At 72.6% G+C, this 22,260-nt stretch carries 21 protein-coding genes, 1 tRNA gene and 2 pseudogenes; 10 read left to right on the top strand and 14 right to left on the bottom strand.

Annotated elements, in window-relative coordinates:
• Positions 1 to 1,024, bottom strand: a pseudogene (locus QF034_RS07910) (phosphotransferase family protein).
• A 198-nt stretch (positions 1,025 to 1,222) separates the two neighbouring features.
• Between QF034_RS07910 and QF034_RS07905 the strand changes: the two are divergent.
• Complete coding sequence (locus QF034_RS07905) at positions 1,223 to 2,167, top strand: NADP-dependent oxidoreductase (RefSeq protein ID WP_307174246.1); 945 nt, start codon at positions 1,223 to 1,225, stop codon at positions 2,165 to 2,167.
• Positions 2,168 to 3,045: 878 nt separating this feature from the next.
• Here QF034_RS07905 and QF034_RS07900 read toward each other — a convergent pair.
• The 4 genes from QF034_RS07900 to QF034_RS07885 all read right to left on the bottom strand — a co-directional run bounded on the left by QF034_RS07900 (position 3,046) and on the right by QF034_RS07885 (position 5,391).
• Complete coding sequence (locus tag QF034_RS07900; RefSeq protein ID WP_307174245.1) at positions 3,046 to 3,381, bottom strand: DUF202 domain-containing protein; 336 nt, start codon at positions 3,379 to 3,381, stop codon at positions 3,046 to 3,048.
• Complete coding sequence (locus QF034_RS07895; RefSeq protein ID WP_307174244.1) at positions 3,378 to 3,770, bottom strand: YidH family protein; 393 nt, start codon at positions 3,768 to 3,770, stop codon at positions 3,378 to 3,380. The genes QF034_RS07900 and QF034_RS07895 overlap by 4 nt, the downstream gene beginning before the upstream one ends.
• A gap of 91 nt (positions 3,771 to 3,861) precedes the next feature.
• On the bottom strand, positions 3,862 to 4,377 hold the full coding sequence (locus QF034_RS07890; protein ID WP_307179829.1) for an NUDIX hydrolase: 516 nt from the start codon (positions 4,375 to 4,377) through the stop codon (positions 3,862 to 3,864).
• 90 nt (positions 4,378 to 4,467) lie between these two features.
• Entirely contained in the window at positions 4,468 to 5,391 is a 924-nt protein-coding gene (locus tag QF034_RS07885; protein WP_307174243.1) for a DMT family transporter, read from the bottom strand.
• A 348-nt stretch (positions 5,392 to 5,739) separates the two neighbouring features.
• Here QF034_RS07885 and QF034_RS07880 point away from each other — a divergent pair, with 348 nt between their 5' ends.
• The 4 genes and pseudogenes from QF034_RS07880 (at position 5,740) to QF034_RS07865 (ending at position 9,699) form a co-directional block, all read left to right on the top strand.
• Positions 5,740 to 6,690 carry a hypothetical protein gene (locus QF034_RS07880; RefSeq protein WP_307174242.1) on the top strand — a complete coding sequence of 317 codons (951 nt, stop codon included), beginning with the start codon at positions 5,740 to 5,742 and terminating at the stop codon, positions 6,688 to 6,690.
• Positions 6,691 to 6,727: 37 nt separating this feature from the next.
• Positions 6,728 to 8,264 (top strand): annotated as a pseudogene (locus QF034_RS07875) (APC family permease).
• Positions 8,265 to 8,375: 111 nt separating this feature from the next.
• The gene (locus tag QF034_RS07870; protein ID WP_307174241.1) at positions 8,376 to 9,101 is read left to right on the top strand and encodes a molybdopterin-dependent oxidoreductase; all 726 of its coding nucleotides are present in this window, start codon (positions 8,376 to 8,378) and stop codon (positions 9,099 to 9,101) included.
• Positions 9,085 to 9,699, top strand: a complete 615-nt coding sequence (locus QF034_RS07865) for a cytochrome b/b6 domain-containing protein (RefSeq protein WP_307174240.1) — start codon at positions 9,085 to 9,087, stop codon at positions 9,697 to 9,699. The genes QF034_RS07870 and QF034_RS07865 overlap by 17 nt, the downstream gene beginning before the upstream one ends.
• A 70-nt stretch (positions 9,700 to 9,769) precedes the next feature.
• Here QF034_RS07865 and QF034_RS07860 read toward each other — a convergent pair whose 3' ends face one another.
• Genes QF034_RS07860 through QF034_RS07845 form a run of 4 tightly spaced genes read right to left on the bottom strand, consistent with a single transcriptional unit; the run spans position 9,770 to position 13,567 of the window.
• A complete protein-coding gene (locus tag QF034_RS07860) occupies positions 9,770 to 10,801 on the bottom strand; it encodes an L-idonate 5-dehydrogenase (protein WP_307174239.1) in 1,032 nt (343 codons plus the stop codon).
• Positions 10,802 to 10,821: 20 nt separating this feature from the next.
• Entirely contained in the window at positions 10,822 to 11,586 is a 765-nt protein-coding gene (locus QF034_RS07855) for an SDR family oxidoreductase (protein ID WP_307174238.1), read from the bottom strand.
• Between the two features lie 13 nt (positions 11,587 to 11,599).
• Positions 11,600 to 12,997, bottom strand: coding sequence for a GntP family permease (locus QF034_RS07850; protein WP_307174237.1), 1,398 nt, complete (start codon positions 12,995 to 12,997; stop codon positions 11,600 to 11,602).
• Positions 12,998 to 13,048: 51 nt separating this feature from the next.
• Positions 13,049 to 13,567, bottom strand: a complete 519-nt coding sequence (locus tag QF034_RS07845) for a gluconokinase (RefSeq protein ID WP_307174236.1) — start codon at positions 13,565 to 13,567, stop codon at positions 13,049 to 13,051.
• A 137-nt stretch (positions 13,568 to 13,704) separates the two neighbouring features.
• On the opposite strand from QF034_RS07845, the gene QF034_RS07840 reads away from it, so the two are divergent.
• On the top strand, positions 13,705 to 14,406 hold the full coding sequence (locus QF034_RS07840) for a FadR/GntR family transcriptional regulator (RefSeq protein WP_307174235.1): 702 nt from the start codon (positions 13,705 to 13,707) through the stop codon (positions 14,404 to 14,406).
• Between the two features lie 6 nt (positions 14,407 to 14,412).
• Here the strand turns inward: QF034_RS07840 and QF034_RS07835 are convergent, their stop codons facing one another.
• The gene (locus tag QF034_RS07835; RefSeq protein ID WP_307174234.1) at positions 14,413 to 14,787 is read right to left on the bottom strand and encodes a YchJ family protein; all 375 of its coding nucleotides are present in this window, start codon (positions 14,785 to 14,787) and stop codon (positions 14,413 to 14,415) included.
• Between the two features lie 62 nt (positions 14,788 to 14,849).
• A tRNA-Leu gene (locus tag QF034_RS07830) sits at positions 14,850 to 14,934 on the bottom strand.
• 195 nt (positions 14,935 to 15,129) lie between these two features.
• Between QF034_RS07830 and QF034_RS07825 the strand changes: the two genes are divergently transcribed.
• From QF034_RS07825 to QF034_RS07815, 3 genes are all read left to right on the top strand, one after another.
• Positions 15,130 to 16,455, top strand: coding sequence for a M20/M25/M40 family metallo-hydrolase (locus QF034_RS07825; RefSeq protein ID WP_307174232.1), 1,326 nt, complete (start codon positions 15,130 to 15,132; stop codon positions 16,453 to 16,455).
• Between the two features lie 150 nt (positions 16,456 to 16,605).
• Positions 16,606 to 16,839 (top strand): chaplin ChpH, encoded by a 234-nt coding sequence (gene chpH / locus QF034_RS07820; RefSeq protein WP_086563975.1) that lies wholly within the window; start codon positions 16,606 to 16,608, stop codon positions 16,837 to 16,839.
• 130 nt (positions 16,840 to 16,969) lie between these two features.
• Positions 16,970 to 17,833: a chaplin gene (locus QF034_RS07815; protein ID WP_307174231.1), complete on the top strand. Its 864-nt coding sequence runs from the start codon at positions 16,970 to 16,972 to the stop codon at positions 17,831 to 17,833.
• 117 nt (positions 17,834 to 17,950) lie between these two features.
• On the opposite strand, the gene QF034_RS07810 is transcribed toward QF034_RS07815, so the two are convergent.
• Positions 17,951 to 18,139 carry a DUF5703 family protein gene (locus QF034_RS07810; RefSeq protein ID WP_010045410.1) on the bottom strand — a complete coding sequence of 63 codons (189 nt, stop codon included), beginning with the start codon at positions 18,137 to 18,139 and terminating at the stop codon, positions 17,951 to 17,953.
• Between the two features lie 47 nt (positions 18,140 to 18,186).
• Here QF034_RS07810 and QF034_RS07805 point away from each other — a divergent pair, with 47 nt between their 5' ends.
• On the top strand, positions 18,187 to 18,879 hold the full coding sequence (locus QF034_RS07805) for a hypothetical protein (RefSeq protein ID WP_307174230.1): 693 nt from the start codon (positions 18,187 to 18,189) through the stop codon (positions 18,877 to 18,879).
• 60 nt (positions 18,880 to 18,939) lie between these two features.
• Here QF034_RS07805 and QF034_RS07800 read toward each other — a convergent pair whose 3' ends face one another.
• Positions 18,940 to 21,219 carry a helix-hairpin-helix domain-containing protein gene (locus tag QF034_RS07800; RefSeq protein ID WP_307174229.1) on the bottom strand — a complete coding sequence of 760 codons (2,280 nt, stop codon included), beginning with the start codon at positions 21,217 to 21,219 and terminating at the stop codon, positions 18,940 to 18,942.
• Complete coding sequence (locus tag QF034_RS07795) at positions 21,216 to 22,202, bottom strand: aldo/keto reductase (RefSeq protein ID WP_306968421.1); 987 nt, start codon at positions 22,200 to 22,202, stop codon at positions 21,216 to 21,218. Before QF034_RS07795 ends, QF034_RS07800 begins: the two co-directional genes overlap by 4 nt.
• Positions 22,203 to 22,260: the final 58 nt, after the last annotated feature.

The raw sequence follows: 22,260 nt of genomic DNA, 5'->3' as shown, positions 1-22,260 counted from the left end.
TCAGCCTTCCTGAAGGGTGGTGAGACCGTGCTCGATGAAGACGGGGACCAGGCCGCCGATGCGGTCGAAGCCGCGCCCGACCGTCTGGCCCAGGGTGTAGCGGTAGTGGATGCCCTCCAGGATCACGGCGAGCTTGAACCAGGCGAACGCGGTGTACCAGGAGACCGCGGAGACGTCGCGCCCCGAGCGCGCGGCGTACCGCTCGATCAGTTCCGCCGGGTCCGGGTGCCCCGCCGCCTCGGCCGTCGTGGAGACGGGGGAGTCAGGGGCGTCGAGCGGCAGGCTGTACATCGCCAGCAGGCCCAGGTCGGTGAGCGGGTCGCCCAGGGTGGACATCTCCCAGTCGAGGATCGCCTTGATGCGGTCGTCCTCGCCGATCAGGACGTTGTCCAGCCGGTAGTCGCCGTGCACCACGGCCGGGGCGGGGGAGGAGGGCAGCCGCCGTCCGAGCGTGGCGGTGCAGCTCGTCGATCCCGGCCAGCTCGCGGTTGCGCGAGGCGTCCAGCTGCTTGCCCCAGCGCCGCAGCTGCCGGTCCAGGAAGCCCTCGGGCCGGCCGAAGTCGGCGAGTCCCACCTCGGCCGGGTCCACCGCGTGCAGCTCCACCAGCGTGTCCACCAGGTTCAGCACCGCGCCCCGGGTGCGCTCCGGGCCGAGCGGGGCGAGCTGGTCGGCCGTGCGGTACGGGGTGCCCTCGACGAACTCCATGACGTAGAACGGCGCGCCGAGCACCTCCTCGTCCTCGCACAGCAGCACCGGCCGCGGCACCGGCACGGCGGTCGGGTGCAGCGCGCTGATCACCCGGTGCTCGCGCTTCATGTCGTGCGCGGTGGCCAGGACGTGACCGAGCGGGGGCCGCCGTACGACCCACCGGGAGGTGCCGTCGGAGACGGAGTAGGTGAGGTTCGACCGTCCGCCCTCGATCAGCCGGCCGGACAGTGCGCCGCTCACCAGGCCGGGCCGCTCGCGGTCGAGCAGGCCGCGCAGCCGGTCGAGGTCGAGTCCGGGCGGGTGGTCGGGGCTCATGCGTCGCTCCTACGGGCAGGTGAACAGTTACCGACTCATGATGCCGACCGGTCGGTATGTCGTCCAGAGGGGGGCCGAAACGTGATCGGAGCCACGATAGGCCGACGACTCCCCCCATGGGGCGCCGGGGAGGTTTAGGCCGCTTCGTTCAGGCCATCCGGCTTGCGTGCCGCGCGGCGAGCCCGGAAGGTCGGATTCATGAAGGCGATCAGCTACTCACGGTACGGCGGACCCGAGGTCCTGGCGTTCGGAGAGGTCCGCGATCCCAAGGTCGGCCCGGACTCCGTCCTGGTGAAGGTGCGGGCGGCGGCCGTGAACCCCGTCGACTGGAAGGCCCGCGAGGGCTACCTCGACGGGCTCTTCGAAGCCGCGTTCCCGGTGGTGCCCGGCTGGGACGTCTCGGGCGTCGTCGTACGCCCCGGCGTCGCCGTGGCGGAGTTCGACGTCGGGGACGAGGTCATCGGGTACGTACGCGAGGACTTCCTCTCCCGCGGCACCTTCGCCGAGTACGTGGCCGCGCCCGTGCGCACCCTCGCGCGCAAGCCGCGCAACCTCTCCTTCGAGGAGGCGGCCGGACTGCCGCTGGTCGGGCTCACCGCCTACCAGGTGCTGCTCAAGGTGCTCCAGGTGAAACGGGGCGAGACGGTGCTGGTGCACGCCGCGGCCGGCGGGGTCGGCTCCGTCGCCGTGCAGCTCGCCGCCCACCTCGGCGCCCGGGTGATCGGCACGGCGAGCGAGGCCAACCACGACTTCGTGCGCGGCCTCGGCGGGGATCCGGTGGCGTACGGCGAGGGCCTGGGCGAGCGCGTGCGCGGGCTGGCGCCCGAAGGCGTGGACGCGGTGTTCGACACCGTCGGCGGGGACACGCTGAAGGTCTCGGCCAACCTGCTGGCCCCCGAGGGCCGCCTGGTGTCGATCACCGACGTCGACGTGGTGACCTACGGCGGCCGCTACTACTTCGTCCGCCCCGACGCCGAGGACCTCCGGCGGCTGTCCGAACTGGCGGAACAGGGCGTGGTGAGCGTGCACGTCTCCGAGACGTTCCCCCTGGACCGAGCGGCGGACGCCCACCGGCTGAACGAACAGGGCCGGACGCGCGGCAAGATCGTGGTGACGGTGGACTGGGAGCCGGAGGACACGTAGCCGCGGGCCTGTGCCTTGGCGCGGCGGCCGGCGCCCGGCGCCCGGCGCCCGGCGCTCCGGCGTCATAGTGTCCGACATGCAACGCGCGCTGCCCCGACGGCCGGCGTCCTGGCGCGCGGAGCCCTGCGAGGGGGTGCGTCGTGCGCTCGCGGCGCGCGAATGTCCTGGTGGGTGCGCCTTGGCGTGCGGTGCACCGGCGCGCAGCGTCTGGGCGTCCGATGCCGGCGGGCACTGGCGTGCCGCCCGGCGGGCGACGCCCGGCCGTGCGGCGCCCCACGTCCGGTGGGCGGCGCCCCTTGAGTGCCGCGTACGGTTCCACGACGCCCGCGGGTCGGCGGCCGACGCCCGGGTGGTCGGCGCTTGCGGCTCGCGCGGCGTGCGGCCGCTCCGGCGTCCGTCCCTTTGGCGTCCCGGCGCTCGGCGCCCGGTTCCCCGGCCGGTGCTCGCGGGGTGCAGTACCCGGCGCCCGGGTGCGGTCCCCGGCGGTCGGCCACACGCGGTGCGCGGTCCCCGGCGCCCCGTCCCGGCGGCCGGCCGCACGTAGGGCGCGGCCTCGGCGCTCGGAGTCCCGGCGTCCGGTTCTCCGGCCGGTGCTCGCGGGGTGCAGTACCCGGCGCCCGGGTGCGGTCCCCGGCGGTCGGCCACACGCGGTGCGCGGTCCCCGGCGCCCCGTCCCGGCGGCCGGCCGCACGTAGGGCGCGGCCTCGGCGCCCGGAGTCCCGGCGCCCGGGTTCCCCGGCCGCGCCGGCCACACGCGGCGCGCGGCCCCCGGCGCCTCGTCCCGGCAGCCAGCCGCACGTAGCGCGCGGCCCCGGCGCCCGGTTCCCCGGCCGGCGCCCGCGGCCCCCGGCGGCAGCAACCCGCTGGGTGTCCCTGCCCTAGAGGACGAGCGCCGCCCCGCACACCGCCGTCGCCAGTGTGCACAGCACCGCGGCCGTGGCGTGGCGCGGTGCGAACGCCGTGGGGCTGGCGGTGGCCGCGAGCGTGCGGATGCGGTGGTGGGCGATGGTCAGGAAGCCCAGCCACAGGACGCAGCACAGCGCGCACGCGACGATCCCGGGCGTCGACGCCCCGCCGTGCAGCGCGGTCTTCACGGCGAGCACGGCGGAGACCGTGCCCGACAGCGTCGTACGCCGCCACGCGAGCCGGGTCCGCTCGGGCTGCAGCCCCGGGTCGCGGTCGGGGTCCTGCCGACGGGCCGCCGGCGCGTTCACCCCTCCCACCCCACGAGCACCACGACGACCATGGCGAGGGCCACGACCGCGACGACGACGCTCAGCACGGCCGGGAACCGGGACACGGGCAGGTCCTCGCCCCGGCGCATGGCCCGCTCACAGCGGACCCAGTGGTTGACCGCCCGCAGCGCACACAGCACGCCCGCGCCCAGCAGCGCGAGCGCCAGCCCCACCCGCCAGCCCCAGCGCAGGTCCGGCAGGAACTGGTCCACGGCGAAGCCGCCACCGATCAGCGCCATGGCGGTGCGCAGCCAGGCCAGGAAGGTGCGTTCGTTCGCCAGCGAGAACCGGTAGTCCGGCGTCTCGCCGTCCCGCCGCACCTCCGCCGGCGCGAACCACAAACGGACGTTCCGTACGAACTCGATCACGTGCGCGACCCTACCGGGGACACCGTCACCGGGCGCTGCCGGTGTCGGCCCGCCTCGCGGCGCCCCGCCTCGCGGCAGCCCGTCAGCCCCCTCAGCCCGTCGACCGGAACGCCACGAGCCGCTCGTACGCCGCCAGCCCGTCCGGCACCCACTCCCAGTCGCCCAGCCGTCGCCGTACCTCGTCCTCGGGCAGGAAGTCGTGCCAGGCCACTTCCTCGGCCTGCGGCCGCACCGGCAGGTCGCAGCGGACCTCGTACACCGCCGACCACCAGGTTTGCCCGGCGCCGTTGTCGTAGAGGAACTTGAAGAGGTACCGGGGGAGCGGCAGACCCGTCACGCCCAGTTCCTCCTCGGCCTCGCGCAGGGCCGCCGTGTCGTAGGACTCGCCCGCGCCGACCACTCCGCCGACGAACATGTCGTACAGGGAGGGGAAGACCAGCTTGGCCGGCGTCCGCCGGTGCACGAAGATCCTGCCCTCGCCGTCCCGGGCCTGGATGAACACACAGCGGTGCCGCAGCCCCCGGGCGTAGGCCTCGCCCCGGGGCGACTGCCCGATGACCCGGTCGTTCTCGTCGACGATGTCGAGGATCTCGTCGGCCGGGCTCATGCCCTCGCCGGCAACGGTCCCGCCCTCGTCCGCGGCACTCACGCCCTCGCCCCAAGCACTCATGCCCTCATCCAAGCAGGGCGCGAGGCCTCACTGTGCCTGCGGCTGCGGCTGAAGCTGCCCCGCGCGTGCCCGCGCCGTCGCCCCCGTCGGCATGGCCGGATGCAGACCCAGCAGCACGATGCCGGCCACCACGGCCAGGAGACCGCCCGCCTCCCAGGTCAGGGCCACGCTGTCGGTCCGCAGCCGGTCGCCCAGGAAACCGACGCCGCAGATGATCCCGGCGATCGGCTGGGCCGCGGTCAGGGCGGGCAGCGACTTGCGCAGGGACGCGGTCTCGAAGGCGCTCTGCACGAGGACCAGCCCCGTGACGCCCAGCGCGAGGACGGCGTACGGCTGCCAGCCGGTCAGCAGCTCGGCGAAGCCGCCCGCGGAGAACTTCTCCCCGCTCACCCGCGTGAGCGCGTCCTGCACGCCGTAGAGGAGCCCGGCGCCCAGGGCCAGCAGCACCGGCCCGGAGCTCAGCCGGGAGCGCTTCGCATGCGCGGTGAACAGCAGGGCGAGCCCGATCATGGCCCCGATGATCAGCCACTGCCGCGTCGGATCGGCTGTCGCGGAGCCGCCCTGTGGCTCGCCCGCGACGATGAACGCGCTCACTCCGCCCGCCAGCAGCAGCAGGCCCGCCCAGCCCTGGCGGCCGAGCGGCTGCCGGGTCTGCCGGCGGGACAGCGCGAGGGCGAACAGCAGGTTCGTCGCCAGCAGCGGCTCCACCAGGGACAGCTCGCCCTGCCCCAGCGCGGCCGCGCCCAGCGCCATGCCGACCACCATCAGCGCGATGCCGCCGAGCCAGCGCGGCACCTTCACCAGGTCGACCAGCAACCGGAAGGACAGGAAGTCGTTGAGCGGGGCGCGCTGGGCCGCGTTCTGCTGCAGCACGAAACCGAAGCCCAGACAGCAGGCGGCGCTCACGGCGAGCACCAGTACCAGAACCGACACGCGGTGTACCTCGATCATCAGGTCGGGTTCACGATGGCGTAGGGGCCGACTGTACCGGCCGGCTCCGCCCGGCGCGCCCGTACGTCATGCCATGGTGCGCGGTGGTGACCGCCCAGCACTATGACGCACGCCACAAAGGGCGAAACGGGAAAATCGGATCCCTGCCTCATCTTCCTCTGGAACCTCGATGATCACAAAAGCCTCACAAGTGGCAGTGGTTGACGCGTGTAACGCCCTTGCGGCCCTTGACGTCAACCGTTGGCTGGGGGTTGGCTGTGCGTGATCAGCTCATGGCGAAGCGCACACACGCGCTCCATCGACCGCCCTGAGCCGAAACACAAGAAGAGCGCGTGAGGAAGTTCCGCGGTGCCCCCACCCCCGCCTCCCCTCGGCCGTGGCCGCAGACGTGCGTCTCAGGCCTTCGACGAGGCCCTCGACGACGCCGACCTCGTGGCCGCGCGCGCCGCCCTGGCGCAGGGCCGCTGGCAGAACGCCCGTTCCCTGCTGGTGCACACCGGAGACGACTGGGACCGGCGCGGCCACCGCGTCACGGTCCTCGCCCGGGAGTCCTACTGCGCCGCATGGGCCCGTGAGTGGCTGCTCGCCGAACCCGAGTCCGCCGACGCCTGCGTCCTGCTCGCCCTCGCCCAGGTCCGGCGCGCCCTGCACGGCAAGGGCAAGCCGGCCCGGGCCCGCGAGGCCTGCGCGACCGCCGCCGCCCGAGCCCCCGCCGACCCCACCCCCTGGCTCGGCCTGCTGCTGCTGGAGTGCGCGGTCGGCACCGACCAGGACGTGGTCCGCACCTTCGAGCAGGTCCGCGCCCGGTACGCCGACCACCACCACGCCCACCACCTGATGGTCGCCCGGCTCGCCGGCCGCCGCACCGAGTCCGGCCCGGACCCGCTGCACGAGGTCTACGACTTCGCCAACTGGGCCGCCGAACAGGCACCCGCCGACTCCCCGCTCGCGATCCTGCCGGTCATCGCGCACGCCGAGCGCTACCGCGCGCTCGCCGCCGCCGGGCACGAACCCGCCGACCCGGCCGCCTCGGGCCACTGGACCGGCCGCCGCGCCCGGCAGGTCATGAAGGCCGCCTTCGACTGGTGGCTGGAGTGGGAGCTGGAGGGGCACCCGCGCCGGCTGATCGACCTGAACTTCCTCGCCCACGCCAAGTTCTGCGAGGGGCGCGGCGCCGAGGCCGCCGCCCTGTTCCACCGGATCGGCCGGTACGCCACCCCGGCGCCCTGGTCGTACCCGGACCGCGACCCGCACACCGCCTTCGCCGCCGCCCGCGCCGGCGCGCTCGGCACGGCCTGACACCCCCGGAAATCCAAAAAGTGAGGACGCTCTCCCGATGACCACGGACAGTTCGAGCACGAGCACATCCGCCCCCGGCGGCATCAGTACGTTCAAGGGGCAGGAGCGCGCCCTGCGCGCCGACCGGCTCGGCACCGGGGGCCTGCTGCTCTCCGTCCTGGCCGCGACCGCCCCGCTCATGGTGGTCGCCGGTGTCATGCCCACTACATTCGCGGTGATGGGCATCGTCGGGCAGCCGCTGCTCTTCGTCGTCCTCGGCGTCGTCCTGATCCTCTTCAGCATCGGGTACGCCGAGATGAGCCGCCACGTCCACAACGCGGGCGCCTTCTACGCCTACATCTCCCGCGGCCTCGGCGGCACGGCCGGCGCGGGCGCCGCCCTGGTCGCCCTCGTCGCCTACAACGCGCTCCAGATCGGCATCTACGGCATCTTCGGCTTCGAGGTCTCCGGGCTCCTCGCCACCTACGCCGACGTGGAGATCGCCTGGTGGATACCGGCGCTCGTGGCCGCGCTCGCCGTCGGCCTGCTGGGCTGGCTGAAGATCGACGTCAACGCCCGCGTCCTCGGCGTGCTGCTCGTCATCGAGGTGCTCCTGGTCGTCGTCTTCGACGTCGCCGCCCTCGCCGATCCCGGCACGGAAGGCCTCTCGCTGCACGCCTTCAACCCGGACACCCTCACCGGCGCGGGCGTCGGCACCGCGCTGTGCTTCTGCATCGCCGCGTTCCTCGGCTTCGAGCAGGCACCCGTCTACGCCGAGGAGACCAGCCGCCCCGCACGTCCTGGTGCCGCGCGTGATGTTCCTCGCCGTCGGCGGGGTCGCCGTCTTCTTCGCGCTGAGCAGCTGGGCCCTCACCGTCGCCACCGGCCCCTCCGCGATCGTCGGCACGGCCCAGAAGCAGAGCGCCGGGTTGCTGTTCTTCCTCACCGAGTCCCGCCTCGGCGGCACCTTCACCGACGTCCTGCACGTCCTGTTCGTCACCGGCATGTTCGCCGCGCTCCTCAGCTTCCACAACGTCGTCGCCCGGTACGCCTTCGCCATGGGCCGCGAGGGCCTGCTGCCCGCCGCCTTCGGCCGCACCAGCGGCACCAGCGGCGCTCCCGGCACCGGCTCGCTGCTCCAGACCGTCGTGGCCGTCGTCGTCGTGGTCGCCTTCGCGATCGCCGACGACAAGCCGGTCGGCGACCCGACCGCACCGGTCCTGCAGCTGTTCACCTGGTTCGGCAACATCGGCGCCCTCGGCGTGATCGTGCTGATGGCGGCGGCCTCCCTGTCGGTCGTCGTCTTCTTCGTCCGCCGGGGTGCCGCGGGCGCCCAGGCCTGGCGGCTGGCCACCTCCGCCCTGGCGGGCCTCGCCCTGCTGGTGATCGCCGGCTACACGGTGAAGGACTTCGAGGTCCTCGTCGGCGCCGGCCCGGACTCCTCGCTGAGCTGGGTGCTGCCCGGCATCATCGGCCTCGCCCTGGCCGCCGGCCTGGTCCTGGGCCTGGTGCTGCGCGCCCGCGCCCCCGAGAAGCACGCCCGGATCGGGCTCGGCAACGAGGCGTTCCAGCTGGACAAGGCGGCGTCGTCCTGACCCCGGCCGCGTAAGAAGTGGTTACGGAACTCTGACGAGCACCCGCGATCCCTGTCCTGACGGGGCCGCGGGTGTTCGAATGAGAACGTGAACGAGGACGTACCTGAAGGCGTGAACGACGAACACCCCCCACAGCGGGGCACCCCGGTCGGCCGCCGCGTCTTCCTCGGCACCCTCGGCCTGGGCGCGCTCGGCGTGGTCGCCGCGCCCCGGCTGCAACGCGGCCTGGAGAGTTTCCTCGGTGGCGCCGCCGACAAGGACCCCACCGGCCTGACCGGACTGCTCCCGAACGGCGGCGGCTTCCGCTACTACTCGGTCGCCTCGTCCGTCCCCCGCAAGAACGCCGACAGCTACCGCCTCACGATCGACGGCCTGGTCGACCGCCCCACCACCTACACCCTGGCCGACCTCAAGGCCCTGCCCCAGACCCGCATGGTCCGCGACGTCCAGTGCGTCACCGGATGGCGCGTCCCCGACACCCCCTTCGAGGGCGTACGCCTGTCCCGCCTCCTCGACACCGCCAAGGTCCGCCCCACGGCCAAGGCCATCCGCTTCACCTGCTTCGACGGCACCTACACCGAGAGCCTCACCCTCGACCAGGCCCGCCGCGCGGACGTCCTGGTCGCCCTGCGCATGCAGGACAAGGACATCGGCCACTCCCACGGCGGCCCGGTCCGCCTCTACGTGGCGCCCATGTACTTCTACAAGTCCGCCAAGTGGCTCTCCGGCATCACCGTCACCGACGAAGTCCGGCCGGGCTACTGGGAGGAGCGCGGCTACGACGTCGACGCCTGGGTGGGCCGCTCGAACGGACGCGACGATGAGCCTACGAGCTGACGCCCCGGCCGGTGTCCGGCGCTTCAGCCCGACCGAGCGCTGGGTGCACCGCACGACGGCCGCGCTCATGGGCGTCTGCGTCCTGACGGCGGCCTGCCTCTACGTCCCCCAGCTCGCCGAACTCGTCGGCCGCCGTGAACTGGTCGTCCGCATCCACGAGTGGGCCGGCCTCGCCCTGCCCGTCCCGGTCCTGGCCGGCCTCGCCTCCCGCGCCTTCCGTGCCGACCTGGGCCGGCTCAACCGCTTCGGCCCGCACGACCGGACCTGGCTGCGCGCCGCCCTGCACCGCGACAAGCGCCCCGCGTCCCGCCCCGCCGGCAAGTTCAACGCCGGCCAGAAGCTCTACGCGTCCTGGATCGCCGGCGCCACCCTCGTCATGCTCGGCACCGGCCTGATGATGTGGTTCACCCACCTCACCCCACTCGTGTGGCGCACCAGCGCGACGTTCGTCCACGACTGGCTGGCCCTCACGATCGGCATAGTCCTGGCCGGCCACATCGGCATGGCCCTGGCCGACCCGGAATCCCGCAGAGGCATGCGCACGGGTTCGGTGAGCAGAGAGTGGGCGGACAGGGAGCACCCTCTGTGGCGCCAGTAGGTTCTTCAGGGGCGCGGGGAACTGCGCGACAAGCCACTACGCACCCGCAGACGCGCGACGACAGAACCCGCTACGGCGACTGGGCGAAATCCAACAGCACCTTGCAAGACCGACTCCGATCAGCCGCCAGGGCAAAAGCGGACTCGGCATCCGCCACAGGCACCACCGCACTGACCAGCCCGTCGAACGCCGACTCCACCGCCAGCAGCTCCAGCGCCTGATCGAACTCCCCGTCGAACCGGAACGCCCCCCGCAGCTCGATCTCCCGGCTCACCACAAGGTTCCCCGCGAACGGACTGTGTCCCGCCGGCAGCATCCCCAACTGCACGACGACCCCACCCCGCCGCACCCGCCGCAGACAGGTATCGAGCCCGGCAGCCACTCCGGACGCCTCGATCGCGACGTCCACTTCGGAAGGCCACCCCGGGTCGTCAGGATCATCGGCCCGGACCAGAGTTCCGGCACCGGCGATCCGCGCGTACTCCAGCGCCTCGGGCAGCAGATCCGTGACGGTCACCTCCGCCGCCCCGGCCGCCCTCGCCGCCGCGACGACGAGACAGCCGATGGGCCCGGCACCGGTCACCAGGACATGCCGCCCGGCCACCTCGCCGGCCCGCCGCACCGCGTGCAGCGCGACGGACAGCGGTTCGGCGAGCGCCGCCCGGCGCAGCTCCAGACCGTCCGGCAAGGCCCGCAGCTGCTCGCAGGGCACGACCACCTGCGCCGCGAATCCCCCCTGCACATGCGGAAAACGCGCCGCACTGCCCAGATACCGCGTGTCCCGGCAGATGTTCCGCCGCCCGTCCGAGCACTCGGGACACACCCCGCACGGGGTCGCCGGATGCACGGCGACGGCGGTACCCGGCGCCGGCCCCGACGCGCCGGCACCGTACCCGACCACCGTCCCGACGACCTCGTGCCCGAGCACCATCGGCTCCCGGAGCCGGAAGTCACCGACCCCGCCGTGCCGCCAGTAGTGCAGATCGGACCCGCACACCCCGCCGTACCGCACGGCGACCAGCGCCTGCCCCGGCCCGGGCGCGGGAACCGGCAACTCCGCCACGCGCAGGTCACCCTGACCGTGGATCACACAACCCAGCATCACAGCCTCCCGGCAGGTGGTCACAGCACGCTCGTCATACCGCCGTCGACGTACAGCACCTGCCCGCTGACGAAGTCGGCCGCGGGGGAGGCGAGGAACAGCACCCCGCCCACCAGATCCTGGGTGCGCCCCCAGCGGCCGGCCGGGGTGCGCCGCCGCACCCAGGCACTGAACTCCTCGTCCTCGACCAGCGGCCGCGTCAGCTCGGTCTCGATGTAGCCCGGGCCCAGCCCGTTGACCTGCACACCGCTCGGACCCCAGTCCGCGCACATGCCCTTGGTGAGCATCTTCAGCGCACCCTTGGTGGCGGCGTACGGCGCGATCCCGGGCCGCACCACCTCGCTCTGCAGGGAGCAGATGTTGATGATCTTTCCGTGGCCGCGTTCCGTCATCCGGCGCGCCGCCTCCCGGCCGACCAGGAAGGCACTGGTCAGATTGGTGTCCAGGATCCGGTGCCAGTCGGAGTCGGTGAACTCCAGCAGTGGGGCGCGCAGTTGCATGCCCGCGTTGTTGACGAGGATGTCGAGCGGGCCCACCCGCTCCTCGACGTCCGCGATCCCGTCCGCCACGGACGATCCGTCGGTCACGTCGAACGCCGCCGTGTGCACCCGGTCGCCGGGCAGCCCGGCGGCGGCCGCGGCGAGCCGGTCCTTGTCGCGGCCGTTCAGGACGACCGTGCAGCCGGCCTCCGCCAGACCACGGGCGAGCGCGAGTCCGATGCCCCGGCTGGAGCCGGTCACCAGCGCCGTACGGCCGCTGATGTCGAAGAGGGGGTGAGCCGTCATGGCCGTGGCACTCCTAGATCACGAGGGACAACAGCAGGACGATGCCGCCGGCGACCACCGAGATGATCGTCTCCATGACCGACCAGGTCTTGATGTTCTGGCCGACACTCAACCCGAAGTACTCCTTCACCATCCAGAACCCGGCGTCGTTGACATGGCTGAAGAACAGCGAGCCGGCGCCGATGGCGAGGACCAGCAGGGCCGCGTGCGTGGTCGACATGTCGGCCGCGAGCGGGGCGACCAGACCGGCGGCCGAGACCGTCGCCACGGTCGCCGAACCGGTCGCCAGCCGGATCACCACCGCGATCAGCCAGGCCAGCAGCAGCGCGGGGATCGACCAGTCCTTGGAGATGTCCAGGACCATCTGGCCCACCCCGGTGTCGATCAGGGTCTGCTTGAAGCCGCCGCCCGCGCCGACGATCAGCAGGATGCCCGCGATCGGCGCGAGGCTCTTCTCGACGAGCGGCGAGATCCGCTCCTTGGAGAACCCGGCGGGCCGCAGCAGCGTGAAGATGCCGACCAGCACCGAGGCGAGTAGCGCGATCATCGGGGCGCCGATGACGTCGAAGACCCGCTGGACCAGGTTCTCCGGATCGTCGATGACGATGTCGACGAGCGCCTTGGCCAGCATGAGGATCACCGGCAGCAGGATCGTGAACAGCGTGGCCCCAAAACCGGGACGCTTGTCCAGGTCCTCCGAAGTGCGCTGCGGAATCATCCGGTCCGGGGCGGGCACGTCCACCCAGCGGGCCGCGTACCGAGAGAACACCGGGCCGGCGATGATCACCGTGGGTATCGCGACGAGGACACCGAGGGCCAGCGTCACCCCGAGGTCGGCCTTGACCGCCTCGATCGCGACCAGCGGACCGGGGTGCGGCGGCACCAGCCCGTGCATCACGGACAGGCCCGCGAGCGCCGGGATGCCGATCCGCATCAGCGAGTAGTTGCCGCGCTTGGCGACCATCAGCACCACCGGGATCAGCAGCACGATGCCGACCTCGAAGAACAGCGGCAGCCCGATCACGGAAGCGATGAGCACCATCGCCCACGGCATCGACCGCCCGCCGGCCTTCGCGAGGATGGTGTCGACGATCTGGTCGGCGCCCCCGGAGTCGGCGAGCATCTTGCCGAGGATGGCACCGAGGGCGATCAGTACGCCGACGCCGGCCACCGTGGTGCCGAGGCCGGTGCTGAAGCTGGTGAGGACCTTGTCCAGCGGCGCTCCGGCGATCGCGCCGAGCGCCAGTGACCCGATGGTCAGCGCCAGGAAGGCGTGCAGCTTGGACTTGGTGATGAGCAGGACGATGACGGCGATGCCCGCCAGGACGGCGATGCCCAGCTGAGCGTGGCCGGCCGAGGTGATCGGCTCGGGTGCGTCCGCTGCCAGCATCTCGACGCTGAGTCTGGTCACGGGGTGGGTTCCCTTGCGTTGGAGGGGAGTAGGGGACGGAACCGTCAGGGGCTACTGGACGGGCTCGGGGAGGTCCTCCAGGGCGAGCGCCGCCCGCTCGGTGATCTCCTCCGGGCTGCCTGAGACGTCCACGTCGACCCCGGCCTCCTCCGCCTCGAGGGGCTGGAGCGTGGCGAACTGGGAGTCGAGCAGCGCCGTGGGCATGAAGTGCCCCTGCCGGTGCGACATCCGGTCCTCGATGAGCGCGCGGTCACCCGTGAGGTGCACGAAGACCACGCCGGGCGCGGCGGCCCGCAGCCGGTCGCGGTACGACCGCTTCAGCGCCGAGCAGCTGACCACCCCGCCGAGCCCGGCCCGCCCGTGCGCCCACGTGCCGATGGCGTCCAGCCAGGGCAGGCGGTCCTCGTCGGTGAGCGGGGTACCGGCCGACATCTTGGCGATGTTGGCCTGCGGGTGGAAGTCGTCGCCCTCGGCGTACGGAACGCCGAGTCGGGCCGCGAGCAGGGGACCGATGGTGGTCTTGCCGGTGCCGGCGACGCCCATGACCACGACGACGTGGGGGGTGTTCATCGCTGCCTCACTGTCTGCTGTCTCCGTCGACACGTGATGTCGACGCAACTGAAACCCATTAGGTACGACGAATTCAAGAGGTCGTGATGAATAAGTCTGACTTTTTGTCTCCGTGATCTACCCCGTACGCTGAGTGCATGAGCACACCGGGCCGGGGGCTGCACGGCCATGTTCTGGACACCCTCGGCCCCGAGATCACGGCGGGTGAGTACCCGCCGGGCAGCGTGCTGCGCACGGACGAGCTCGCCCAGCGTTTCGACGTGTCACGCTCGGTGATGCGTGAGGCGGTCCGTGTCCTGGAGTCCATGCACCTGGTCGAGTCCCGCCGCCGCGTGGGCGTGACCGTGCGCCCGAAGTCGGAGTGGAACGTCTACGACCCGCAGGTCATCCGCTGGCGCCTGGCCGGCAAGGACCGCGCTCCCCAGCTGCGCTCGCTCACGGTGCTGCGTTCGGCGATCGAACCGGTCGCCGCGGGCCTCGCCGCCCGGCACGCCACCGCCGAGCAGTGCGCCGAACTCACCCAGTGCGCCCTCGGCATGGTCGCCAACTCGCGGGGCCAGAAGCTGGAGCAGTACCTCGTCCACGACATGGCCTTCCACCGCGTCATCCTGGACGCCTCCGGCAACGAGATGTTCGCCCGCCTCGGCGATGTCGTCGCCGAGGTCCTGGCCGGCCGTACCCACCACGACGTGATGTTCGAGGACCCCGACCCGGCCGCCGTCACCCTGCACGTCCAGGTCGCCGAGGCGGTCCGGGCCGGCGACGCGGCCCGCGCGGAGGAACTGACCCGCGAGATCACGGTCGGCGCCCTCCAGGAACTCGACATCCTGGCGCCGTAACACCCGCTACCGCACGAACTCCCCGTCGACGTACACCCAGGCCCCGTCGACCCGCTCGAACCGGCTCCGCTCGTGCAGCGAGCCGCCCCGGTACGACGCCCGGAACTCCACGGTCCCGACGGCGTGGAACGCCGACCCGTCCGTCGTCTCCAGGATCTCCAGCCCGGTCCACCGCATCCGCGGATCCAGCTCCAGCGTCCCGGGCCGCGTCCGCGGATGCCAGGTCCGCAGCAGATACCCCGCGTCCCCCTTCACGAAGGCGCAGTACCGCGACCGCATCAGCGCCTCGGCGGTCGGAGCGGCGGCGGAGCCGGAGTGGTAGCGACCGCAGCACGCCTCGTAGGCCTGGGGCAGCCCGCACGGGCAGGAACGGCTGGTCATGGTCACCCTTCCGCGACAACGCCTGAGGGCCGTGACCTCGCGGTCACGGCCCTCAGCTTCTGTGTCCGAGGGGGGACTTGAACCCCCACGCCCGATAAAGGGCACTAGCACCTCAAGCTAGCGCGTCTGCCATTCCGCCACCCGGACAAGGTGTCTGTCGCGCGGGTTCTCCCCGCGGCGACGACGTAAACATTACCAGGCTCTCAGGGGTGGCCGATCACCCCCCGCCCGCACCCGGCCGGGCGTGAACGGCGTGTGACGGGCCGGGACCGGCCTTGGGGTGCGGGCCGTGGAGAGGGAGGATGAGGAGGACCCACCAGCAGTGACAGCGGGAGGAAGCACGTGAGCGAGACGGACACGGCCAGGAGCGTCACCGGCGAGGACGAGGTCGTGGACCTCTGCCGCGAGCTGATCCAGATCGACACCAGCAACTACGGCGACCACTCGGGTCCGGGCGAGCGCAAGGCGGCCGAGTACGTCGCCGAGAAGCTCGCCGAGGTGGGGCTCGAACCGCAGATCTTCGAGTCGCACCCGGGCCGCGCCTCCACGGTGGCCCGGATCGAGGGCGAGGACCCGTCCCGGCCCGCGCTCCTCATCCACGGGCACACCGACGTCGTACCGGCCAACGCCGACGACTGGACCCACCACCCCTTCTCCGGCGAGATCGCCGACGGCTGCGTGTGGGGCCGCGGGGCCGTCGACATGAAGGACATGGACGCGATGACCCTCGCGGTCGTCCGGGACCGGATGCGCAGCGGGCGCAAGCCCCCGCGCGACATCGTCCTCGCGTTCCTCGCGGACGAGGAGGCGGGCGGCACCTACGGCGCCAAGCACCTCGTGCGCCGTCATCCCGAGCTGTTCGAGGGCGTCACCGAGGCGATCAGCGAGGTGGGCGGGTTCTCGTTCACCGTGAGCGAGGAGCGGCGGCTGTACCTGATCCAGACGGCCGAGAAGGGCATGCACTGGATGAAGCTCACCGTGGCCGGCACGGCCGGGCACGGGTCGATGATCCACCGGGACAACGCGATCACCGAGCTGTCGGAGGCCGTCGCGCGGCTGGGGCGGCACAAGTTCCCGGTGCGGGTCACCAAGACCACCCGCGCCTTCCTCGACGAGCTCGGTGACGCGTTCGGCACCGAACTCGACCCGGAGGACATGGAGTCGACCCTCGCGAAGCTCGGCGGTATCGCCAAGCTCATCGGCGCGACCCTGAGCAACACGGCCAATCCCACCCAGCTCGGCGCCGGCTACAAGGTCAACGTCATCCCGGGCGAGGCGACCGCCCACGTCGACGGGCGGTTCCTGCCCGGCCACGAGGAGGAGTTCCTCGCCGACCTCGACCGGATCCTCGGCCCGAAGGTGCGGCGCGAGGACGTCCACGCCGACAAGGCCGTCGAGACCACCTTCGACGGGGCGCTCGTGGCGGCCATGCAGTCAGCGCTGCTGGCCGAGGACCCGACCGCCAAGGCGATCCCCTACATGCTCTCCGGCGGGACGGACGCGAAGTCCTTCGACGACCTGGGCATTCGCGGCTTCGGCTTCGTGCCGCTGAAGCTGCCGCCGGAGCTGGACTTCGCCGGCATGTTCCACGGCGTGGACGAGCGGGTTCCGGTGGAGGGCCTCAAGTTCGGCGCGCGGGTGCTCGACCGGTTCATCGACGCGTCCTGAAACAGTCCATACGTAACAGCGCTATTCGGTCGGGCGTGCGAGATCGACTGGGAAGGGTGAATGCGACCATAATCTCGTAGCCTCATTACTCCCTCCTCGTTACAGGTAATGCGATCGCAAGATGGGTCGCTTTGCCAACTAGGAGGAATAATGATCAAGAAGGTCGTCGCTGCTGCGGCTGCCACCGGTGGGCTGGTTCTCGCGGGCGCGGGCCTGGCCGTCGCCGACTCGGGTGCCCAGGGTGCCGCCGTGCACTCCCCGGGCGTCGTGTCCGGCAACGTCATTCAGGTGCCCGTTCACGTCCCGGTGAACGTCTGCGGCAACACGGTCTCCGTGATCGGCCTGCTGAACCCCGCCTTCGGCAACACCTGCGTCAACAAGTGACGCTTCCCCCTCTTTGAGGGGATTTCCAAAGCCATCGGTCCCGGAGCGCATGCCATGCGCTCCGGGACCGAACGCTTCTTTCGAGGAATTCGAGAAGAATTCGAGACAGGACGAAGGCAGGTATTCAGGAATGCGACAGGTCACCCGCAAGGGTCTGATGACCGTGGCGGCCGCGACCGGCGTGATCGCCGCCGCGGGCGGCTCCGCGCACGCCGACGCGGGCGCACAGGGCGCCGGCTCGGGCTCGCCCGGCGTGCTGTCCGGGAACACGGTGCAGGCACCGGTGCACGCGCCGGTCAACGTGTGCGGCAACACGGTCAACGTCATCGGTGTCCTCAACCCGTCGGTGGGCAACTCGTGCGCCAACCAGGGCGGTGGATCGTCGCCGGGGGGATACGGCGATTCGGGCGGCAACGGCGGCTCGCACGCCGGCGGCCATGCCAGTGACTCGCCCGGCGTCGGCTCCGGCAACCACGTCGAGGCGCCGATCCACGTGCCGGTGAACGTCTGCGGCAACAGCGTCGACGTCATCGGCGTCGGCAACTCCAGCACGGGCAACGACTGCGCGAACGGCGGCTCCGGCGGCCACCACACCGACCCGCCCGGCGGCGGCCACGAGAACCCGGGGCAGCCGGGAGACCCGGGCAACCCCGGAAACCCCGGTGATCCGGGTAACCCCGGTGATCCGGGCAACCCCGGAAACCCGGGCAACCCCGGTGACCCCGGCGGCCCGGGCGGTCCCGGAAACCCGGGCGAACCCGGCAACCCCGGAAACCCGGGCGACCCCGGCACCCCGCCCGGCGCGGAGGGCAAGACGCCGGGCGGCTCCTCGCACGGCAACGAGCCGGGCGGCCAGTTCGTCACCCAGCCCAAGGGCGACGCCCAGCTCGCCAGCACGGGCAGCGACCTGCCGCTCGGCCTCGCCCTGCCGGCCGGCGCGGGCGCGCTGCTCGCGGGCTCGATCCTCTACCGCAAGGCGCGCACCTCGGCCTGACGGCCGCGGAAAGGCCTGACACGCCGGGAACGGCCTGACACCCGCGGAAAACGGAGCGGGCCCCGCCGATGCGGGGCCCGCTCCCGTGTGTGCCTTCTCCCAGTGCCCCGTCTCAGCTCACCACGTGGCCCGCACCTGACGGATGATCCGCCGGCGCAACCGCACCTTGCGGCTGCCGTCGCGCAGCAGGCTCAGACGGTGCAACTCCCAGTGTCCGTACTCGGCATGGTCCGTCAGCAGACGTGCCGTCTCCTTGCGGGAGACCCCGCGCGGCACGTACACGTCGACAAATTCGTATTCCGGCATCGCATCTATTGTGCGGTCTGGGGCCTGGTACGGATAGCGTCTGCACTATGTCTGATGCTGCGCAGCCCACCGCTGCCGAGGTACGCGCCGCCGCCGAGGCGGTCAAGACCGCGCTCGACCGCCACCTGGCCGCGGTCGAACGCAGGTCGGGGGAGGACGACCCGGCCGTCTACGAGGCGTTCAACCAGCTGGCCGCGGCCGCAGAGGTGTACGACGAACTGCTCTACGACCGTTACGACGAGGTCACACCCTTCGAGATCCCCGGTACGGAGGACGCGCTGCCCCCGTACACCGGGCCCGAGGAACCGAACGCGCTGAGCGTACTGATCCGCCGCGACTACGCGGTGGCGGAGCCACAGCGGCTGCTCGCCCACGCGCAGCGGATCGAGGTCGCGGAGGGCGAGGACGGCCCGGCCGCCTCCGGGACGATCCACGGTGCCCTCGGCCTCCTCTTCGGCGAGTTCGAACCCGACGAGATCGCCTCCCGGCACAAGGAGTTCGGGCTGGAGGAGGGCGACTCCACGCTCTGGGTGACGGCGGCGGAGGAACCGGCCGACCCCGGCGAGTGGCTGGAGGCGCCGTTCGAGCAGGTCGATCCGCAGAGTGTCGTCTGCCGCTTCGACGTCAGCGCCGTGTTCGACGACGTCGACGACGATGACGACGACGAGGTGGAGGACGACCTCGACACCGACCTGGACGAGGACGAGGACCTGGAGCCGCTCGACGCGGACCGCCGCTGAGCGCACGCGTCAGCCACCCGACGGCGGTGGTCACGGGCCGCCCCGTGACCACCGCCGTCGTCAGCTGCTGATCTGCGGGGCGAGCAGCACCGGAAGCCGGGTCGTCCGGGGCTTCGCCGGAACCTCGGCCACGGCCCTCGCCAGCGCCTGTTCCACCCCGTGCACGACGGACAGATGGCGGTCGGCCCGCCCGAACGCCGTGTACACCCACGGCCGGCTGAGGGCCTGCGCGGCATCGCCGGGCAGCACCACGACCACCGCGGACCACCGGCTCCCCACCGCCTGGTGCGCGGTGAGCGCCCAGCCGTGCCGCACGGACTGCTCCACCCGCTCCTTCGGCACGACGACGTCCTCGCCCTCGCACGACAGGTGGAGCCCCTCGGCATCCGCCTTCACCACGCGGCCCGGCAGCGCACGGCCCGGCACGGGGGAGTGGACGACCCGGTCACCGGGGTCGAAGCCGCCGAAGCGGCCCGGGCCCGGATTGAGTCGCTCCTTCAACGCCGCGTTGAGCACACGCGTGCCGACCGCGCCGCCGTGTCCCGGCGTGATCACCTGTGTCTGCTCGGCCGGTACGCCGATCGCCCGCGGCACGGAGTCCACGACGAGCTGGACCGTCCGGTGCACGGCCTCGCCCGCGTCCCGCACCGGCACGATCACGACCTCCTTGCCGGGGGCCTCGACCTGGTTCAGCTCGCCGACGCCGATACCGGAGACCAGCTCGCCCAGCGGCCCGGGATCAGGCTGCCGCGAAGCGATCTGCGGGCAGATCCGTGCCGCGAGCAGATCCGCGAACACCCGGCCCGGACCCACGGACCACAGCACCGCCGGATCCCCGGCCAGCACCAGCCGAGCCCCGTCCGGCAGCGACTCCGTCAGCAGTGTCGCCGTCTCGACATCCAGCTGCGGCGCGTCGAGCACGACGAGCAGATCGAGATCCAGCGCCCCGTCCGCGTCCCGGCCAGGTCCTTCGGCCCCGGAGAGCAGCCCGGCGACGGTGGCGACGGGGGAGGGGGCGCCGGGCGCGGCGGCGGTGGTCTCGGCCTGGTCGTCGGGGGCGGCCTGCCCGGGGACGGCCGCCGCCTGGTCCGCGGCCGGGCCCGACGGGTGGCCGGACCGGCGCAGCAGGGCCGCGAAACGCGTGCGGCCGATCGGGCTGTGGGTGGCGGCCCAGGCGCGCAGGCCGAGGGTGTGCGCGGCGGTCAGCAGTGCGGCGGGCTCGGTCAGGGAGGCCTCGCCGCCGGTGTGCAGGACCAGGCCGTGCGCGGCGACCGCGCGGAGCAGCTCGGCCGTCGAACCCCGGGTCGCGGCGGCGGCCCGCTCCCAGTCCTCGGCCGAACCGTCCTGCTTGGGCACCGAGTTCACCAGGCGGGCCAGACCGTCGGCCAGGCTCTCCTCCGCGAGCGCGTACCGCTCCAGGCCGACCAGGACACGGACCGGACGTTCCTCGTCCTCCTCCGTGCCCTCCTCCTCGGCCCGGGCCGGCGCGCCGCCGGTCTCCTCCAGGGCGTCCTGGAAGACCAGTGCCTCGCCCTCCGCGATCGCGTCCTGCACGGCGCTGTCGGGGTCCGGCACGCCCCGCTGGGCCAGGGCCGCGAGGAGCGCCGGCATCTCCAGGGCGGTGTGCCCGGCCAGTGCGGCCTGCTCAAGGAGCCAGACGGTGACGGCCCGGCCCCGCCGCTCGTCGTCCGGGCCGCACTCGGCGCCGAGCAGGGCCCGGGCGAACCCGTCGGCCTGCTCGGGCCGCACGCCGGCGACCCGCAGCAACTGCCAGGGATCGGCCCGCAGCAGCTCGTCCGCGCCTTCGCCGAGGGCGGCGGCCACCTGCGGTGCGAGCGCCTCGGGGGCACCGCCCTCGCCGAGTACCTGCCGTACGGCCTGGACCGCCGCCGGCGCGGGAGCCGTCGGGGCGGGGACAGCCCCGGCCGCCACCGGCTGTGGCCGTCGTACCGGCTCCGGGGCGGAGCGGCGGGGGGCGGGCCCGGGCTCCGCGAACACCGCCGCGACCGGCTTCTCGCCGCTCTCCACGGCCCGTACGGCCGCGAGCAGATCGGCGGCCGTGCCGCTCAGCTTGGTGCCGGCCTCGATCGGCGCCTTCTTCCCGGCCTTGCGCTGCTCGATACGCTCCCGCTCCAGCCGCTGGGCCCGCAGCTCGGCCTCGGCCTCGGACACGTCACCGGAACCGGCGGCATCCGCATCGGTCGCCCCGCCCTCGGGCACCTCACCGGAACGGGCGGCATTCCCCTCGGCCCCCTCGGCCCGCTCGGCCCCCTCGGTCTCCGCACCACCGGTCGGCGTCCCCGGCTCGGCGCCCTCCGTGGTCTCCGGCTCCGTGCTCACAGCGTGCTCCAGTCGTGATCGGGATAGCGGTGCACAGGCGCCGACACGTCGTCGAGCGCCCGGCAGATCTCGTCAGGAAGACTAAGGGTCTCCACTGACAACGCCGCCGTGAGCTGCTGCGCGTTGCGCGCGCCGACGATGGGCGCGGCCACCCCCGGCCGGTCGCGGACCCAGGCCAGCGCCACCTGGAGCGGTGTCACCGCGAGACCGTCGGCCGCGGTCGTCACGGCGTCAACGATGCGCCTCGCGGTGTCGTCCAGGTAGGGCGCGACGAACGGCGCGAGGTGCTCCGAGGCGCCGCGCGAGTCCGGCGGCGTCGTGTCACCCCGGTACTTGCCCGTCAGCACCCCGCGCCCCAGCGGCGAGGACGGCAGCAGCCCGATGCCCAGGTCCAGCGCGGCCGGCAGCACCTCGCGCTCGACGCCCCGCTGGAGCAGCGAGTACTCCAGCTGCGTGGCCGCCAGCCGGGTCCTTGTGCCGGGGGCCGCCAGCTGCCAGGTCGCGGCCTTGGCGAGCTGCCAGCCGCAGAAGTTGGAGACGGCGGCGTACCGGGCCCGGCCGCTGGCGACCGCGAGGTCGAGGGCCTGGAGGGTCTCCTCCAGCGGGGTGTCCGGGTCGTAGGCGTGCACGTGCCACAGGTCGACGTAGTCGGTGCCGAGCCGGGAGAGCGAGGCGTCCAGCGCGGAGAGCAGATGGCCGCGGGAGGTGTCGAAGCGGCGGTCGGGGTCCGGCACGCTGCCGGCCTTGGTCGAGATGACCAGGTCCCGCCGGGCCACCAGACCGTCCATGAGCCTGCCGAGCAGGTACTCGGCGTCTCCGTCGCCGTACACGTCCGCGGTGTCGACGAGGGTCCCGCCCGCTTCCCAGAACGTCTTCATCAGGTCCGCGGCGTCGTGCTCGTCGGTGTCCCGTCCCCAGGTCAGGGTGCCGAGCCCGATCCGGGACACACGCAGGCCGGTGCGGCCGAGATGCCTCTGCTCCATGAACGCCGAGATTACTGGCCACAGCCTTCCCTGTGGTGGGCTGTGGACGGCCGATTTC

This window comes from Streptomyces africanus (assembly GCF_030816955.1).
GTDB classification, from domain to species: Bacteria; Actinomycetota; Actinomycetes; order Streptomycetales; family Streptomycetaceae; genus Streptomyces; species Streptomyces africanus.
The sequence above is the reverse complement of the archived record's forward strand: the minus strand, read 5'-3'. Positions and strand labels throughout refer to the sequence as shown.

Excerpts from the sequence above, each read along its gene's own strand:
- QF034_RS07905 (WP_307174246.1), top strand. The coding sequence starts at position 1,223 with ATGAAGGCGATCAGCTACTCACGGTACGGCGGACCCGAGGTCCTGGCG.
- QF034_RS07890 (WP_307179829.1), bottom strand. The coding sequence starts at position 4,377 with ATGAGCCCGGCCGACGAGATCCTCGACATCGTCGACGAGAACGACCGG.
- QF034_RS07885 (WP_307174243.1), bottom strand. The coding sequence starts at position 5,391 with ATGATCGAGGTACACCGCGTGTCGGTTCTGGTACTGGTGCTCGCCGTG.
- QF034_RS07865 (WP_307174240.1), top strand. The coding sequence starts at position 9,085 with ATGAGCCTACGAGCTGACGCCCCGGCCGGTGTCCGGCGCTTCAGCCCG.
- QF034_RS07860 (WP_307174239.1), bottom strand. The coding sequence starts at position 10,801 with ATGCTGGGTTGTGTGATCCACGGTCAGGGTGACCTGCGCGTGGCGGAG.
- QF034_RS07855 (WP_307174238.1), bottom strand. The coding sequence starts at position 11,586 with ATGACGGCTCACCCCCTCTTCGACATCAGCGGCCGTACGGCGCTGGTG.
- QF034_RS07845 (WP_307174236.1), bottom strand. The coding sequence starts at position 13,567 with ATGAACACCCCCCACGTCGTCGTGGTCATGGGCGTCGCCGGCACCGGC.
- QF034_RS07840 (WP_307174235.1), top strand. The coding sequence starts at position 13,705 with ATGAGCACACCGGGCCGGGGGCTGCACGGCCATGTTCTGGACACCCTC.
- QF034_RS07835 (WP_307174234.1), bottom strand. The coding sequence starts at position 14,787 with ATGACCAGCCGTTCCTGCCCGTGCGGGCTGCCCCAGGCCTACGAGGCG.
- chpH (WP_086563975.1), top strand. The coding sequence starts at position 16,606 with ATGATCAAGAAGGTCGTCGCTGCTGCGGCTGCCACCGGTGGGCTGGTT.
- QF034_RS07815 (WP_307174231.1), top strand. The coding sequence starts at position 16,970 with ATGCGACAGGTCACCCGCAAGGGTCTGATGACCGTGGCGGCCGCGACC.
- QF034_RS07810 (WP_010045410.1), bottom strand. The coding sequence starts at position 18,139 with ATGCCGGAATACGAATTTGTCGACGTGTACGTGCCGCGCGGGGTCTCC.
- QF034_RS07805 (WP_307174230.1), top strand. The coding sequence starts at position 18,187 with ATGTCTGATGCTGCGCAGCCCACCGCTGCCGAGGTACGCGCCGCCGCC.
- QF034_RS07795 (WP_306968421.1), bottom strand. The coding sequence starts at position 22,202 with ATGGAGCAGAGGCATCTCGGCCGCACCGGCCTGCGTGTGTCCCGGATC.